Source organism: Alkaliphilus crotonatoxidans, from assembly GCF_054658015.1.
In genome coordinates this window covers 730,752-747,501 of record NZ_BAAHXS010000006.1, presented here as the reverse complement: position 1 = coordinate 747,501, position 16,750 = coordinate 730,752, and the positions used below count along the sequence as shown (strand labels likewise).

Annotated in this window: 17 protein-coding genes; 3 read left to right on the top strand and 14 right to left on the bottom strand. The window is 41.3% G+C overall.

Annotated features, from left to right (window positions below; all coding sequences use genetic code 11):
- Positions 1–32 precede the first annotated feature (32 nt).
- The 5 genes from ACYQ1I_RS15530 to ACYQ1I_RS15510 are packed head-to-tail and all read right to left on the bottom strand — an operon-like array spanning position 33 to position 4,256.
- The gene (locus ACYQ1I_RS15530; RefSeq protein WP_459766939.1) at positions 33–1,067 is read right to left on the bottom strand and encodes a 5-oxoprolinase subunit C family protein; all 1,035 of its coding nucleotides are present in this window, start codon (positions 1,065–1,067) and stop codon (positions 33–35) included.
- Positions 1,060–1,812 (bottom strand): 5-oxoprolinase subunit PxpB, encoded by a 753-nt coding sequence (gene pxpB, locus ACYQ1I_RS15525; protein ID WP_459766937.1) that lies wholly within the window; start codon positions 1,810–1,812, stop codon positions 1,060–1,062. Before pxpB ends, ACYQ1I_RS15530 begins: the two co-directional genes overlap by 8 nt.
- On the bottom strand, positions 1,778–2,587 hold the full coding sequence (locus ACYQ1I_RS15520; RefSeq protein ID WP_459768189.1) for a LamB/YcsF family protein: 810 nt from the start codon (positions 2,585–2,587) through the stop codon (positions 1,778–1,780). Before ACYQ1I_RS15520 ends, pxpB begins: the two co-directional genes overlap by 35 nt.
- Positions 2,587–3,480 carry a DUF4392 domain-containing protein gene (locus ACYQ1I_RS15515; protein WP_459768187.1) on the bottom strand — a complete coding sequence of 298 codons (894 nt, stop codon included), beginning with the start codon at positions 3,478–3,480 and terminating at the stop codon, positions 2,587–2,589. Before ACYQ1I_RS15515 ends, ACYQ1I_RS15520 begins: the two co-directional genes overlap by 1 nt.
- Positions 3,480–4,256 (bottom strand): putative hydro-lyase, encoded by a 777-nt coding sequence (locus ACYQ1I_RS15510; protein ID WP_459766935.1) that lies wholly within the window; start codon positions 4,254–4,256, stop codon positions 3,480–3,482. The genes ACYQ1I_RS15515 and ACYQ1I_RS15510 overlap by 1 nt, the downstream gene beginning before the upstream one ends.
- A gap of 463 nt (positions 4,257–4,719) precedes the next feature.
- Here ACYQ1I_RS15510 and ACYQ1I_RS15505 point away from each other — a divergent pair, with 463 nt between their 5' ends.
- The 3 genes from ACYQ1I_RS15505 to ACYQ1I_RS15495 are packed head-to-tail and all read left to right on the top strand — an operon-like array spanning position 4,720 to position 8,253.
- Complete coding sequence (locus ACYQ1I_RS15505; protein ID WP_459766933.1) at positions 4,720–5,691, top strand: TAXI family TRAP transporter solute-binding subunit; 972 nt, start codon at positions 4,720–4,722, stop codon at positions 5,689–5,691.
- A gap of 55 nt (positions 5,692–5,746) precedes the next feature.
- A complete protein-coding gene (locus ACYQ1I_RS15500) occupies positions 5,747–6,274 on the top strand; it encodes a DUF1850 domain-containing protein (protein WP_459766931.1) in 528 nt (175 codons plus the stop codon).
- A complete protein-coding gene (locus ACYQ1I_RS15495; protein ID WP_459766929.1) occupies positions 6,247–8,253 on the top strand; it encodes a TRAP transporter permease in 2,007 nt (668 codons plus the stop codon). The genes ACYQ1I_RS15500 and ACYQ1I_RS15495 overlap by 28 nt, the downstream gene beginning before the upstream one ends.
- 70 nt (positions 8,254–8,323) lie before the next feature.
- On the opposite strand, the gene ACYQ1I_RS15490 is transcribed toward ACYQ1I_RS15495, so the two are convergent.
- The 9 genes from ACYQ1I_RS15490 to ACYQ1I_RS15450 all read right to left on the bottom strand — a co-directional run bounded on the left by ACYQ1I_RS15490 (position 8,324) and on the right by ACYQ1I_RS15450 (position 16,625).
- Positions 8,324–8,497 carry a twin-arginine translocase TatA/TatE family subunit gene (locus ACYQ1I_RS15490; protein WP_459766927.1) on the bottom strand — a complete coding sequence of 58 codons (174 nt, stop codon included), beginning with the start codon at positions 8,495–8,497 and terminating at the stop codon, positions 8,324–8,326.
- Between the two features lie 27 nt (positions 8,498–8,524).
- Positions 8,525–8,716 (bottom strand): twin-arginine translocase TatA/TatE family subunit, encoded by a 192-nt coding sequence (locus ACYQ1I_RS15485; RefSeq protein WP_459766925.1) that lies wholly within the window; start codon positions 8,714–8,716, stop codon positions 8,525–8,527.
- Positions 8,701–9,486 carry a formate dehydrogenase accessory sulfurtransferase FdhD gene (fdhD, locus tag ACYQ1I_RS15480; RefSeq protein WP_459766923.1) on the bottom strand — a complete coding sequence of 262 codons (786 nt, stop codon included), beginning with the start codon at positions 9,484–9,486 and terminating at the stop codon, positions 8,701–8,703. The genes ACYQ1I_RS15485 and fdhD overlap by 16 nt, the downstream gene beginning before the upstream one ends.
- A gap of 15 nt (positions 9,487–9,501) precedes the next feature.
- Positions 9,502–10,104 carry a hypothetical protein gene (locus ACYQ1I_RS15475; RefSeq protein ID WP_459766921.1) on the bottom strand — a complete coding sequence of 201 codons (603 nt, stop codon included), beginning with the start codon at positions 10,102–10,104 and terminating at the stop codon, positions 9,502–9,504.
- Between the two features lie 74 nt (positions 10,105–10,178).
- The gene (locus tag ACYQ1I_RS15470) at positions 10,179–12,284 is read right to left on the bottom strand and encodes an aldehyde ferredoxin oxidoreductase (protein WP_459766919.1); all 2,106 of its coding nucleotides are present in this window, start codon (positions 12,282–12,284) and stop codon (positions 10,179–10,181) included.
- 42 nt (positions 12,285–12,326) lie between these two features.
- Positions 12,327–13,001: a ferredoxin-like protein gene (locus tag ACYQ1I_RS15465; protein WP_459766917.1), complete on the bottom strand. Its 675-nt coding sequence runs from the start codon at positions 12,999–13,001 to the stop codon at positions 12,327–12,329.
- 882 nt (positions 13,002–13,883) lie between these two features.
- Positions 13,884–14,321, bottom strand: a complete 438-nt coding sequence (locus tag ACYQ1I_RS15460; protein WP_459766915.1) for a PspC domain-containing protein — start codon at positions 14,319–14,321, stop codon at positions 13,884–13,886.
- Between the two features lie 257 nt (positions 14,322–14,578).
- Entirely contained in the window at positions 14,579–15,994 is a 1,416-nt protein-coding gene (locus ACYQ1I_RS15455; protein ID WP_459766913.1) for a flotillin family protein, read from the bottom strand.
- A gap of 82 nt (positions 15,995–16,076) precedes the next feature.
- The gene (locus ACYQ1I_RS15450; RefSeq protein WP_459766911.1) at positions 16,077–16,625 is read right to left on the bottom strand and encodes an NfeD family protein; all 549 of its coding nucleotides are present in this window, start codon (positions 16,623–16,625) and stop codon (positions 16,077–16,079) included.
- Positions 16,626–16,750 lie beyond the last annotated feature (125 nt).

The following is a 16,750-nucleotide window of genomic DNA, read 5'->3' as shown; positions in this document are numbered from 1 at the left end:
TTATCAAAGTTTTTCTGGTCAATATATCCCTTTTAGGTTACTTCATCTATTAAAACATGATATTTTTGATCCTTAAGTGTTATCCTCATTTCCCTTGTTTGAATAATCCGATGCTTTCCCCTGCTGAAGGCTTCCATTAATTGCAGCATTCCCTTTTCCCTTTCTCTAAATAGTTTTTGAGCTTCTTCCACAGTCAGTGCTTTAAAGGAAATTTTGTCACCGGGTTTTAATTGGGCCAAATAGGGAAGATCGACCGAAATAACATTGGCAATTTTAGTGTAACCGCCGGTGGTTTGACGGTCAGCCAGCATAATGATGGGGTTCCCTTCACCAGGTATCTGAATCGCTCCCATGTTTATGCCTCCTGAAATGATATCGGCACCATTGCTGTGCTCAATTTTCGGCCCCATCAATCGATAACCCATTCTGTCAGATTGTGATGTTACCTCATATTGCCCCCGAAGAAATGTCTCGATTCCTGCCGCGGTAAAACCCTCCTCCTCAGGGCCCAGAATGACACGAAGGGTTACATTATTGCCATAATCAGGTATGAGACTGGGGGGAATCATTCTTTTCCAATCTTCACCCTGACTTTGAGCCGAATTCAACGGAATTTCATCCCCTGACCTCAAGGCCCTTCCCCTGTAGCCTCCAAAGCCGCCCCTAAGATAGGTGGACTTACTTCCCATAACACTTTCAATGGCAAATCCACCTTGAATGGCTAAATACCCACGGCAGCCCCTAAGGGCATGGGTAAATTCTAACACATCTCCTTCCTGGGCCATATAGGACTGATAATTTCTTAGGGGTCTTCCATTCAGCCTGGCGTCTAAATCAGCCCCTGTTATCGCAAAAATACGCCTGTCATGAAAGGAAATTGCAGGTCCCACCAGGGTAAGCTCCAGGCCGGCTTCATAACGGGGGTTTCCCACCAGTAAATTTGCCAGCTCCAAGGAATATAAATCCATGGCGCCGGATTGGGGTACCCCATATTGTTGGTGGCCTATTCTGCCCTGGTCCTGGATAGTTGTCAAAAGCCCGGGCTTTAATATGGTTATTTTAGACACGGATCCTCCCCTCCCCTAAGATAGTGGTTTTAACTTCATATTGATTATTTTCCACCAGTAATTTGATTTCATTGTATCGTCCTTCATCAATGGCTTCAAAACGAATATAATCCCCGGCCCTTAATAGGGAAGCGGGCTGCCGATTCAAGTCAAATAACTTAAGGGGGGTGCTGCCAATTAACTGCCAGCCCCCTGGGCTTTCTATAGGATAAATTCCTGTTTGGTTCCCTGCAATTCCAACGGAACCGGTAGGAATCCGCTGTCTAGGCACCTTAAGCCGAGGCGTGGCAATTTTCTCAGACATCCCTCCTAAATAGGGAAAGCCAGGGGTAAAACCAATCATATAAATCAGATAATTATTTCCGCTATGAATTTCAATAACTTCTTCTGTGGTTAATTTATTGTGTTCTGCTACATTGGAGAGATCAGGGCCATATTCCCTGCCATAAATAACAGGAATATGAAGCACCCTGGCTTCGGGTATTTCCCCCTCCCTGAGCTTGAGCATTAACGACTTGAGCTTATCCTCCAGGGAATTGTAGGAACAAATTAAAGGATTATATAAAATTAGTAGCGTGGTATAGGCCGGAATTTGTTCGATAATTTCCGGTAAGGATTCTCCTTCAGCCATCAAAAGCGATTGAAAATTTCGGATTCGACCATTAATTTCAGGCGAAATTTCCTTCCCGAACTCTATTATAATTCCATTATCACCGGCCGGACGATAAGTCACCATTCGATCCATATGCCACCTCCATCCCGTACTTCAAAGGAACCAGTTTGATTCCCGCCTTTATCAAAGCCTCCTTCAGGGCCCTGGCAAAATCAAGGGCCTCAGGATGATCGCCATGTAAACAGACGGTATCGGCCTGAATCAATATTTCTTTACCATCCACTGCCGCCACTGTTTTTTCCTTTACCATTTTTACAACCCGCTGAATACAATGGTTCTTATGGTGTATAACAGCATTAGGCTGATCTCTTGGTACAAGCAATCCATTTGATAAGTAATTACGGTCTGCAAATATTTCTTCAGCAGTAACCAGGCCGATTGCCTTTGCTGCCTTAATCATCTGGGACCCTGCCAGCCCAACAAAAATAATTTCTTCGTCTACAGCCCGTACTGCCTCAGCCAGGGCTTTTGCTAAATCTTCATCTGATGCTGCCATATTATACAGGGCACCGTGGGGCTTAACATGCTGCAGTTTGCCACCATGGGCCTTGATAAAGCCCTGCAGTGCTCCAATTTGGTAGATTAAATAAGCCCTGGCCTCCTCTAAAGAAACCTTCATATATCGCCTGCCAAATCCCAAAAGGTCAGGCAAACCAGGATGAGCTCCCAGGGCTACCCCCTTCTCAAGGGCGGCTTTGACAGTACGATCCATCACAAGCGGGTCCCCCCCATGGAAGCCGCAGGCAATGTTAACAGATGTGACATAATCTAATATTACCATATCATTTCCCATTTGATAGGCACCAAAGGCTTCACCCAAATCACAATTTAAATCTACTGAAACCATCAACTGATCCTCTCCTTTGATTTTTCCGGTATTTCATCCTTTATTAAATTTAAAAGGTCCTCTAAAACCTGAAGATTCTCTTCCAAACTGAGGCCATCCACTGTACAGGTCCTTAGCCTGCTGCAGCCATCAACGCCGCCACGGGCAACTATTTCCTCAAGCATTTTAATCTCCTCTTGTATTCCGTGAAGCAAGGTCCTTCCAGTTTGAATAGACAGAGCCGCCACTAAGCCATGGGCACCCCAGTTGGAAACTCCCGCAGTAATCAGATAATCTGCCTTTGTAGCAGCACATATTTTTTCACCTAAATAAACCCGCTGGGCAATTTGTTTTGATAGCTTTCCCATTCCCATTTCATTTCCTCCGTCTCCGATGGCTACTGTGGTAATACCCAATTTTTTTGCCTCGGTAAAAAGGGAATCTGTGTCGGGAATCAAATCACTCAAGTCTTCCCCCTTCATGGAGTAGCATCTGCCATCCTTGGCTCTGCCAGGCCTTTCAACGGCTAAAACCAAGTCAGGAGCCACCTGACGGATTAAGTCTTTACAAAATTCTTCAGCCCCTATAAAGGGTACGCATACAATTCTTTCCTCCAGCCCTAATACTTCACAACAGCCACTAAGGAGATCAGCGGAATACTGGTCGGTAATTAAGATGACTTCTTTTTTTAACTGCCTTAGGCCATGGGCCAAAGAGGCGGCTCCAATGGGCCCATCGGTTTCTCCCGTCATGGTAGCTCTAATACAAAAACCAGTTACAATAATAACTCTTTGAGCTGTTTGCAGGGCCTCGATGGAATTTGCCAGCTCCATAGGAATTTGACATCCCATCAGGCCTCGATTTCCTGCATCCCTTCCAACAATTCTGTGAATTCTGTCAAAATACGCTGTCATCACTGACTTTTCAGCTCCTCATCCTTAATATCGGTTATGAACATATGACCAGGGGAATGGGTAATAACCAACTCAGGCTTGCTTCGCATTACTGCAGCCTGAGGAGTGACACCACAGGCCCAAAAAACAGGTACTTCCCCGGGCATAATGGTAACCTTGTCACCAAAATCAGGCTGATCGATATCTCTGATTCCAATCAGCTCCGGGCTGCCTACATGGATAGGAGCCCCATGAACCTTAGGAAACTCACCTGTTACAGCAATGGCCTGCTGAACTTGATCTGTGGCAATCGGTCTCATGCTCACCACCATTGGGCCGCTAAAAATTCCTGCCGGCCTACATTCAATATTAGTGATGTACATGGGAACATTACGTTTTTCTTTGATATGTCTTACCTCAATACCTGCATTGATCAGGGCATTTTCAAAAGTAAAGCTGCAGCCTATCAGAAAGGAAACCAGTTGATCATTCCAATAGCTGCTGATATCCTCTACCTCTTCTGCCAAAATTCCTTCCCGATAGACCCGATATTTGGGCAAATCAGTGCGTATATCACCCGTTGGTGCCGTTAAGACCGGGGCTGTTTTTCCTGGCTCCAGAACATCTAATATGGGACAGGGCTTTGGATTTCTTTGACAAAACAAGAAAAAGTCAAATGCATATTTTTGAGGCAGTATAACCAGGTTTCCCTGGGTATAGCCTGGGGCCAGGCCCGCCGTGGGGCCCCTGTGAAGCCCCTTGCGTATTTCTTCCCTTGCAATCCTTCCAGCATTCATATGTGTACCTTCCCCCTTCTTCTGTTATTTAACTATGTTTTAAAATATTCCACAAAGGTTCTTAAAACTCCTCTAAATCAGAAAATACAGATCTGTATATTTATAAAATATAATTGTATATTTATCACATTCCGCAAATATAATAGTATAAAATTTTCTGTCAATTGTAATTTTTTCTGTAGTTTTATGTAGTTTTTTAATAGACAATCATTATAATTTTTTTATAGACAAGAAAAAATTAGCTCTGTATTTATTGAATTTTATGTGGTACAATAGTTTTATTATATTTTCTTAATAGTTTGCTCTTTTGCTCGTTGTGATGTGTAGCACTATACTATATTTCATTTTAATATAATTATGAAGCCTGTCTTTATGGAAAGTCAATGTATAATTAATTGGATTTGTTTTCAAGTTATTTATTTAAATAAATAACTTTTGATAAATCATATAAGGGGGAACAAAAATGAAAAAGAAAATTTTTGCAATTCTATTGGTCACAGCCTTAATTTCAGTGGCTATTGTGGGATGTTCGAGCCCATCTTCGGGTACAAAAACCTTTATCTCAATTGCCACCGGCGGTACTTCCGGTACTTATTATCCCTTGGGGGGAGCAGTAGCTAAAATTTATAACGAAAAGCTCTCTGATGTTTCGGCCAATGCCCAGGCAACTGGTGCTTCTGTGGAAAACATCGGACTGGTTGCTGGCGGTGAAGCAGAGCTGGCCTTTGTACAAAATGATACTGCCTATTACGCCTTTAATGGAACTGAAATTTACGAAGGAAAAGAAACGGTAAGCAACATTAAGGGAATGGCCATGCTATACCCAGAAGTAATCCAAATAGTTGCCTCCAAGGATTCCGGCATTAATTCCGTAGAAGACTTAAAAGGGAAAAAAGTCGCCGTTGGCGCTCCTGGTTCAGGTACCGAGGCCAACGCCAGACAAATTTTAGATGTACATGGTTTACAATATAGCGACCTTGGAAAGGCAGACTTTTTATCCTTTGCTGAAGCTGCCGACCAAATTAAAAATAAGCAGCTGGATGCCGCCTTCGTAACAGCCGGTCTTCCTACATCTGCCATCACCGAGGTTGCCCAGACCTCTGATTTGGTCATTGTACCTATTGATAGTAGCATGATTAACCAATTATCTAGCCTGTATCCTTTTTATGCGGAAGTGACCATTCCTGCTGAAACCTATCGTAATCAAGAGCAGGATGTAACAACTGCTGCAGTAATGGCTATGCTGATCGTTAATGAAGAGTTGGATGAAGACTTGGTCTATGAACTAACCAAGGCTATCTTTGAAAACAGGCAAACAATTATAGACACCCACAGTCGAGGTAATGATATTACCCTTGACACTGCTTTACAGGGAATGCCCATAGAGCTCCATGACGGCGCAAAAAAGTATTATGATGAAAAGGGTGTAAATTAGAACATTTTAAGGAGGTTAAGGTATTGGAGAAGGACTCCAATACCTTATTCACTAAATGAAATTTAGTAGAAGAAAAAAATTAATCCTTACCATTATACTTGTTCTGATGATTATCTTGTTGATACCCATCAGATATCTTCGTGCTTATAATTTCAGCAATAATCAATACCTGGCGGGATGGCCCTTAATAAAGGAATCAACCTTTACGGTTCGATTTATCCACTCTGTCATGCGTACACCTGTATATGAAAAATATATAATTAATAAGGAAAATGAGATTTTTTTAAGTGAAACCATTTTTTCATCCTATGGTGCAGGTAATCCCGAAACGACGCCCTATGATTTTGAAATAACAAAGGAGGGTTTTAGAATATACAACATCAATCAAAGGATAAGTCCTTTAGTCTATCGAACAGGTGCAATCATTGCAAATCATACAATGATCATTAACGAAAAGGAAATACCCTTTTTATCCTTCTCCTCCCCGGGTACTGCGGTGGGGATTGAAGTAAAAAGGAGGATCATGTTCGCATTTCTATTTGAGGAGGTATTATCATGGATATCAAAATTGACAGCAGCTTAGAAAATGAAATGCTTGATGTAAATGAGCTGATGGAGGAATACGACAAGGAATCTGCCAGTGCCAGAAAGCTCAAGGGCTTTATGGGTAGAGTTGTAGCTATACTCGCCATTGCTATGTCAGGTTTTCATCTATATACGGCGGCAATGGGCACACTGTTATCCCTTCGTCAGCGTTCTCTGCATTTGATATTTGCCTTTACCCTGGGCTTTCTGCTGTATCCGGCCTTTAAAAAGGGGAATAAGGAAAAGGTTGCAATCTTCGACTATGTATTGGCAGTGCTTTCGGTTATCGTCTTTGGTTATCTTTTTATCAATGTAAATGCCATTGCTTTAAAGGGCGGCAGCGTAGATACCATCGATATTATTCTAGGCAGCCTGGCCATATTAATTACCCTTGAAATCACACGTCGGGTCGTTGGGCCTGAACTGCCTATTGTGGCTATTATCTTTTTGTTATATGCCAAATTTGGGCCCTATATGCCGGGCATGCTGGCCCATAGGGGCTTTTCTGTAGAACGAATTATCAGTCACATGTTTTTAACAACCGAGGGAATTTTAGGGATTCCTATTGGTGTTTCGGCTACTTTTGTATTTATGTTTATATTATTTGGTGCCTTTTTAGATAAAACCGGGGTAGGAAAATTCTTTATCGACCTGGCCTTTGGTTTAACAGGGCATCTAAAAAGTGGACCTGCCATGACTGCCGTACTGGCCAGCGGTTTTATGGGCTCTATTTCAGGAAGCTCTGTTGCTAATACCGTTACCACCGGTGCCTTTACCATCCCCTTGATGAAAAAGGTAGGCTATAAATCTCACTTTGCCGGAGCGGTTGAGGCTGCCTCGTCAACTGGTGGTCAGATTATGCCGCCGGTAATGGGTGCTGCCGCCTTTATCATGGCAGAATTCACAGGAATTCCCTACCTTAAGATTATTGCTGCTGCTGCCATCCCTGCCTTTCTCTATTATTTTGCCGTTGCTGCAATAGTACATTTAGAAGCCTCAAAGCTGGGCCTAAAGGGTATTCCCAAGGAAAAGCTACCAAAGGCAGGTAAATTGTTGTTGACCCAGGGATATTTATTCTTGCCATTAATTTTCATCGTGTTTTTCTTGGTAAGGGGCTTTACACCGTTATTTGCATCCTTTTATTCCATTGTTATTTCTTTAGGAATTGCCATATTGGAAAGTCTCTACCGAGGATTTAAAAAGGGACAGTTTACCTTTACCTTTAAAGACTTCCTGGATGCTCTTCAGCAGGGTGCCAAAGGGGCTGTTGGTGTTGCTTGCGCCTGTGCCTGTGCTGGAATGATTGTTGGTGTTGTTACGCTAACAGGCTTGGGTTTAAGGATTGCGGAAATGATTGTGGCCTTAGCCCAGGGGCAGTTATTTTTAACATTATTCTTTACAATGATTGCCTCAATTATTTTAGGAATGGGACTACCCACCACAGCAAAATATATCGTGCTGGCAACTATGGCTGTACCTGCTCTAATTCAGTTGGATGTCAATTTGATGTCTGCCCATTTATTTATTTTATACTTTGGTGTTATTGCCGATATTACCCCTCCTGTGGCCCTGGCGGCCTATGCAGGGGCCGGAATTGCAGGAGCAAATGCCATGAAGACAGGATTCCAGGCTGTAAAACTGGCCCTAGCCGCCTTCCTGGTGCCCTATATCTTTGCCTATAACGCAGAATTAATACTCGTGAAGGAGGTTGTTGACACTACTGTCGTTTTTCTACCCTTCTTTACCGCAATTCCTGTTATTCTCTCCTCTATTTTAGGAATTGTATGTCTGTCCTGTGGGATTGTTAACTACATGGTTACAAAAAACAAGATATATGAGACAATTATTTTATTTGTGGCGGCCATTACCCTTTTAAACCCTGGATTTTACACTGATGCCTTCGGTCTGATTGCCTTCGGCTCAATTTTCTTACTACAAAAATCAAGAGTAAAAAAACAAAGCCTTCAGACAGCATAATATAAAAAAGCCTTCTGGCTGATTTGATCTCAGCTGGAAGGCTTTCTTTTTTATCTGTTTCTATCTACAGCTAGGCCTGCTTTTCAGAACCATTTTCCTCGCTATGGCCGGCTGAATGATCCTTAAACTCCCTTATGGCTCTACCAAAGGATTTTCCAATATCGGGCAGCTTAGACGGACCAAAGATTACAAGGGCAATGGCCAGTATTAAAATCAGCTCTGTAGCTCCTATTCTTCCAAACATCTATTTCACCTCACTGTCTGCAATAGTCTATTTGTCTTTATCGATGACATTAATATCAATTATATTGATACTGTCTTTAATTTCCTTCTTGGTGTTTTTAATTTCCTTTACACCTTTCCCTACAGATTTTGCAATTTCAGGTATCTTATTAGGCCCAAAAATGATTATTGCAAGGCTGGCAATCAACACCAGCTCAGCAGCCCCTAGCCTTCCAAACATGGGTTCACCTCCTCGGAGGACCCATGGCAAGCCTCAGATATAATTCTTTCTTGATGACAATATACCACAGGCTCTTTTGAAACCACCCGCCCGATAATGGAAATACCTAGCCTTTCTCCAATTTCCAGGGCCAGGCTGGTGGGTATGCTTCTGGAAACCACAATGGGAATTCGGCTTGCCACTGCCTTTAAAAGCATATCTGAAGAAATTCTACCTGTGGTAATTAGAATAGACTGGGAAAAGTCGTTTTTTTCCAGCAGCCCCTGGCCGATAACTTTATCGACGGCATTGTGTCTACCAATGTCCTCCTTCAGGATTAATATCCTGGATTGATCTGCCAAAGCTGCACAATGATGACCACCGGTTTCCATATGTTTTACGGCACCCTTAAACATTTGTACTGTTAATTCCTTTAGCTGTTCTATAGATATTTTTAATTCAGTTTCGATGGCTTTTTCCTTTAAGAAGGCATCAGAAATAACCGTTCCGCTTCCGCAGCCACTGGTTAAAACTCCACTTAAACCATAACGTTCAACAGAAAGAAGGTTTCTTGTGGTGGCAATTACCTTTCTAATTTCCTCCGATACACCCAGGTCTTTAATCTCATCAAGGGATGTAATTAAGCCACGGGTGAATAAATGTCCCACTGCCAGATAATTTAGATCCTCAGGGGTACACATAAAGGTAAGGACCTTTCTTCCGTTAACAATTAAATCTACCGGAGCCTCTTCACAGACCTTCTTATTAACTTCTTGTTGATAAAGAGTCATTAAGCCATCCCCCCATTATGGTGTTTCATACTGTTCTATTTCAATCCACTGGGCCAGGCTCTTTGCATAGGGTTGAGACAGGTGCTCAGTGGAGTAAAGATAGAGGGCTCCATTTGAAGCTCGAACCTCCTGAATATCCTGATAGGCTTCATAGTCTTTTATCTGATTTAAAACCTTTTCAAGGCTTTCCTTATGGAAGTTGAAAGGAGGCTTTAAAAACAGTCTTGCATCCGTTGGCCTGGGGTATAACTTTGATTCGTGCCTTACGGTGCTGGCAACCAGTTCAAAAAGATTGCCATCCTCTATTTTTACCAATATATTGGCATAATTTTTTGCCATAAATTGCTGATCATAAAAATATTGATCCTTTTTTCCCTCTACCTTTATTATCCCGGAATAGGTTTCATTCGTCAATAAAAGCTTTACCTGCTCCTCTAGAGGGGTATCTTCTGTTAACTCCACATCTTTTAAATTATCTAGGGAGGTTAACCGCCCTTCCATAGAATTCCTTCGTATCAACTCCGCCAGTTTCTCCCAGGGGTGAGTTGCTTCCTGCTGTTGTACTGCGTCAGTCCCTTGGTCATCAATCTTATTTGATATGTTTTGATCTTGATTCACCTTGCCGCCTCCTACTTCTATATTTGAAGGATAGGAGCAAAATACCCCTATCCTGTCAATTTAAATATGGTGAACTAGGGCAATAGATTCATAGCTTCCAATTCAGCAGCTACATCATCCAGTCCTAATCTAATCAAGGTTTCTTTTGTCGGTGCCCCTGTTTTTTCATCCCATCCCATTTCCCGATAGAACATAGTAAAGGCTAACTGCATATCTTCTCGATCCATCTTAATGGTTCCTTCACTGAAAGGCTTAAGCTCAGGGTCCATATCATAAACCCAGTTGGCAATTACATCATGCTTGTTCCTCATGTCAATGGTTCCCATCTGTTTAACGGTCATGGCTCTATGAAGGGTAAAGATTCTTTCTCCCGCTAAATCCAGTTCGGCTTCACTGGTTTCCATACCGGTGGCCATGCTGAAGAATTGGGCTTCCAGCTTGGTATCACCTCGATAACCCCTTTCCTTTAACGGAGAAAGTGTCATTGGCCACATCCAGTTACATAAAGTTAATGAGTCGTGCAGTACATTTCTAATGATACTCCATTTTGCAAATTTGGCCTTGTATTCATTCATTGGCGTATAATTTTTAGGTACATCCAATGCATCTGGTGAGCCAAATACCTCAGCGGCAATTTCTTTTTGTAATTCAACGGGCAGCCCGCTTCCTAAAAAGTTTTCATGGGAGTGACATTGGGCATCCCGGTTAAACATACTGGAAATCAAAGCCCCAACCTGACCGGAAGATTCATTACTATGGTGCACGGGGAATACCATAATAGGCGACCACAGCTTGGCTTCGGCACCATGATAATAATCATCCTTAAATTCCCATCTCTTGGCTAACCAATAGCTGCCTTCACCAAAGGCGGTTCCAAATTCCCCTTCTTTAAGGGCTATTCTTCTATAAAACTCAATTAAAAACTCCGGATTACCTTCCTCCAATAAATTCCATGGAATACTGTCGTACTCTTCCTTTGAAAGAGCATTTTTGATAATGCCGTTATTATATGCATACTTAAAGTCCCTGCCGATTTGTCCGTAGTTACACCATACACCGTAGTCGTCAGCCAATGAGGCTCCAAGGGTTTTTCCCAGTAATGCCATTTCTCCCCGGGATTCACCGTCAGAATAGCCCTTAATCATTACGCCATTGGGGCTAAAATATCCCATACAGGTGTTGGCAATATACTCTGAAAAACCATAATCCTTAAGCTTAGGTACTTTTAACTGGGAATGGCAGCGGATGGGACAAGCATGACAGCCTCCCATTCTGACTGTGTTTTTTTCTGCCACAGGACCATGGTCAAATACTGCCTTTTGGGTTCTAAGGCCGACACTATTCATGTCATGTGGGTCACAGGTACCTGTATTAACGGGGGGATTGGCTGCTCCCCAGGTTAACCCGTCGGTGGCTGTCCAGCGGCTGCCTGAGTTGTGATATTCTGCCCAAGGCTGAGGACTATTGGGTACCACGTGGTTGTTGTTGGCACCAATTAGTGTCATCATGTATTTGTCCAGCTCCAGCCAGTCCTTTCTGTCTGCAGCAATGTGTACTGCCTGAGTTCCCTTAATCCCTATGGCCTTTAGGTTTTTAGAACCCATTACACCTCCATGTCCTCCTGCCGAGTGGCTTTTACCAGTCATGATAGTAGACATGTTTACCATGTTTTCCCCTGCCTGACCGATGGCAGCTACATGGGCACCTTCCCCCATTATTTCACAAATCTTTGCAGAGGTGTTGAAGGTTCCTGTACCCCAAAAGACAGATGCATCCTCAAGTGATACGTTTTCATCCTCAATTCTAAGCCAAACCGGGCTAGATGCCTTTCCTTCGATTACAATGGCGTCATAACCGGCATATTTCATAGCAGGTGAAAAATGTCCACCCATATGACTATCAGATATTAAGTGATAAGGGTTAGTGGGCAGCAGAGAGGTGATATTGGTCCTGCCACTACAGGGCATACCGGTTCCTGTTAATGGGCCTGCTCCAAATATAATTTTATTTTCCGGATCATAGGGGTGGGTTCCAACAGGTACCTCATCCCACATAATTTTGTAACCAATACCCATTCCACCAATAAAATCTTTATATTTCAAAGTATCCTCTGTTGAGAAGGACCCGTTGGTCAAATTGACTCTTAAAATTTTTCCAGTCCAGCCATATCCGTTTGCCATCTATTCTTCCTCCATTTCACAAATAAAATAATCTAATTTAATCTAAGCAAAAAGATGCTTGTTTTTTTGAATGGCAGCATATACTTCATCCCATGGTACCAGCTTCAAAGCACCGGTTGGACAAATCTTTGCGCAGGATGGATCGCCATTACACAGGAAGCATTTTTTAGATTTCTTGGTTTCTTGATCGACTGTAATCATCTTAAATGGACATTGACTTTGACACATACCGCAGCCAACACACTTTTCTTCGTCCACCACCCTGGTTCCGGTTCCCTCTTGAGCCGTTATGGCCTCAACAGGACAGGCATTAACACAGGCGGCATCTGCACATTGCTGACAGGTGTCGGGAATAATCTCAAGATTACCATAATGACCTGCTGCATTTAAGTAGTCATTCTTTGGTCCACCGGGTCCAAAATTATAATTCCGATCGACCTTCACCCTGGCAATGGTGGGATCAGCCTTACCGTCATTATTCATTGTACAAGTGACCTCACATCGTCTACAGCCTGTACAGCGATTGGAATCAGAAATTAATACACCTGTAGCTAAAGCAATACCTGACACATCGGCTGAGTCTTTGCTGCATCCGGTCAATAAATTGAGTACTGTCATGGATACAGCCACACCGGCCATACTTTTCCCGCTCAATTTTAGAAATTCACGGCGACTGGTGGTTTTTTCCCAAAAACCTATTTTTTCTTCATGAGACATTACATCCTACCTCCCCAAAACTTTTCATATTTACTTCTAAAATTTGTGAAATTATTCACTAAAATAGTCAATTATAATTTATCACATTTATCTATACTTTGTCAAATGATATTATTTTTGCCTCAATAAATCCTTTTGTTCCATAAATATTATCAATTGCCTTTATCAGTAATCACCTTAATCCTAACGGTATTTTGGTTAAATATATTAATTATCATTTGAAAATGTTAATCGAAAAGAATAGCCCAGAGTCAATCATATCATTAAGAAATCAATCAAAATAGCAAATGGGTATCAGCCTTGAAATTTCGTTGATTTGACCGTATTTGGGCCATACAATACCCTTTTATATTTAAAGTAAAGCAGTACCTATAGAATGATTTGTCGCTATTTTAATAACATTTTTTAAAAAGTATTACTTAATAGAGTAAAGTCTTTTTTTAGAATCTTAAAATCATTTTTGGTTCCTATCACTTATCAAAAAAATTTCTTCCCACTCTAAATCATTGGTGTTAATTATATAATATCGTTATATATTTAACTAATTTAAATTGCTTTTTATTTTGCAGCCATATGGTCCTTAAAAGTTATTAGCAAATTCTTCGAAGCTTAAACGGGCTGTTATGAACCTGTTTTTAATAAGGTACTCATTATTTATGCTATTGATTTTACAGTGTCAAATTTTTTATAGGGAATTTTTTTTTACACAAATTAGTTGCGATTTTAAAAAAATAAGCCCTATTGGATGTTAACAAAATAACAATATTAATGGTAAATGATGGTGATTATTAGCAAAAAAAATCCTACACTCTGGAAGGTGAAGCTTCTCGGCATACACCTCCATAGCCATAGGATTACGAACTTATTTCAATATTCGATTACTTATTTCCGTTTACCATTGATTAAAACCGCTGTCCCAATTACGATCAATAGAATTGGCATAAGGTACCGTATAGAAAGCCAGCTCCAGTTAAATAAATTTTTGGTTAGAAAGTATCCTCCCAGCACCACTAAGATTCCACCAATTAGAATATTGTCTCGATGATTTGACCTTTCGCTTTGGGAAGACTCATAATAGCTGCCACTTACGTTTTGATCTTTATCAAGATTAATTCCACCTTGATGATTTTGGTGGATTGGTGGCTCATTCATAATGACAGCCGCAATAATATATACCAACAGGCCTGCTCCACCGGGAATGGTAAATAATACCCATAGTAACCTTACCAGAGTCGAATCAATATCAAAATATTCCGCGATTCCCCCGCAAACACCAGCCAGCTTTTTATCATTTCTAGACAAATATAATTTTTTGTTCATACTACCTCTCCTCCTATAATGATTAATTAGTGCAGTTTCTATAAATAAAAATTAATCCTACTATTAATTATTACGGGCAAAATAAAGATTAGTTTATCAATTTAAAATTAAATTTGAAAGTCCTCAATTTTTTGGTACTCCTCTATCATACAATAGATTTTTAAAAAATCCAATATAGGCCCGTCTTTTCTCTGAAATTTTTAGGTACAAGGCTATAGCAAGACAAAAAGGATCAGCATAAACGCTGACCCTGAATTTTATTCTTCTATTTCATTTATTTGCTGAACTGCTTCATGGCCTTTTAAGGGATTTCCCTTTAAAAGCTTGGTTAAATCGGCTCCAGTAAGAGCATTGACTGTTTCGGGCAAGGTAGCAATAATATCTGTGACATATTTTGATACCTTGGCGGCCCCATCACCTTTTCCACTGCCGGAATCAACAATAACAATTTTCTCGGTTTTGGAAAGGGGCTCTGCAACGGCTCTGGCAATTTCAGGAAGCTTTTCGATAATCATCTGGGTAATGGCAGCCTCATTGTATTGCTTAAAGGCTTCTGCTTTTTTCAGCATTGCCTCTGCTTCGGCTTTACCCTTTTCACGAATAATTTCTACTTCAGTCATCCCTTCTTCCCGTTTGGCGGCAGCGCTGGCAATCCCCCGTAACCTGATGGCCTCTGATTCAGCCTCGGCCTCTTGAATTTCCTTATATCGCTCTGCTTCGGCCTTCTTTTCCTCTCTAAATTTTTCAGCCTCAGCGAGCTTTCTAACGGTTGCCTCCAGCTCTCTTTCCTTTCTGATGGCTTCCTGCTCAGCAAGCTCTATTTCTTTTTGCTTCCTGATAATTTGAATTTGCATTTTTTCCTTTTCTACATCCTGTTGAACTCTGCTGGCCTCAATTTCATAGGCAAGGTCGGCCTTGGCAGTTTCTATCTGCTGATCTCTACGATAGGACTGAATCTTCAGCTCCTTATCCTTGGCAGACGCTGCAATTTGAGTTTCGGAAATCAAACGGGCTTCTTCACCTAACCGATTGGCCTCTGCAGTTTTGATCTTGGTTTCTTTACTGCTTTCTGCCTCAGCAATTTCTGCATCCCGCTTGACCTCAGCAATTCTCTTCTTACCCAGGGCAGTTAAGTATCCATTATCATCCTTTATATCACGAATGGTAAAAGCCTTAATTTCTAATCCCATTAATGAAAGATCAAGGGCGGCTACCTCTTGTACCTGGGAGGCAAATTTTTCTCGATCCTTATAGATTTCCTCAACAGACATTTTTGAGATAATTTCCCTAAGCTTTCCTTCCAGTACGTCTTTAGCCGTATCCTTAATAAAATCAATGGTAGACTTTTCAGAGCCGGTATTAAATTGCTCAATGGCTGATAAAATTGATTCCTTGTCTGATTTCACCTTAATAACCGCTACACCATCGGCCTTAATATCTACCCCTTGCTCTGTCAAGGCCCCGTCAGTTCTAACCTCAATTTTCATGTTTTCTAAAGAAATTGAATCAGTTCTCTCTAAAAGGGGTACAATGAATCCCCCGCCCCCTGAAATGACTCGTTTATTTAGACCTGTAATAACCAGCGCCTTATCCTGGGGCACCTTTCTCCACATAAACAGAACACTTAAAATTAGTAACAAGATAACGCCAACAATAATGATTGGTATCAGCATGCTGCTCCTCCTTACAAATATTTTTTATAAACTTCGATTGATTACAACTCACCCCCTTTTCAATAGGTTTATAGTTAAAATTTTAATTTTCAGACTGCTTCACATAGAATATGTTATTATCAATTTTGGCGATAATGACACCTGTTCCCTTTTCTATCGACATACCATCAAGGGATTTTGCCGGTGCGGTATAGCTGTTTCCGGCAATGGTATAGGCAATTCTGCCGAAATGATCACCTTCAATGCCGATATCAACCTTAGCAAGGTGACCGATTAAGTCTTTTTGAGATTTTGCACTGGTATTTTGGGCCCGTTGAAGGGGAACAATAATCAGCTTTAAAAACAATGCTGCTACAACAAATCCAAGAATTAAAGCCAAAGTAAAGGTAAATACCTGACTCATTCCTCGCTTCAAAGCCATCTCGCCTACCCCTCCAAATACAGTGAAAAAGGCTGTTATAATCACAGGCTTTAATGGTGAAACCCCCTGCCCTTGAAAGTCCAGGTCAAGATCTGCATCAGTGTCAAACTCTACATCAAAGTCCATAAAATCAAATAATTGCCCCAGCAGAAAGGTTACAACCGTAAAGAGTACACCAGCACGAAAGCATACTTGATAAAATGTCAACATACCACCATCACCCCTGTTCTTCAGCTTTCATCAATAGATATATGCCAGGCTCCCCTTGCAATATGTCTATTGAGGATTAAATCGTTAAAATGTCACTATATGTTATATATTCTACAAAGCGCAAC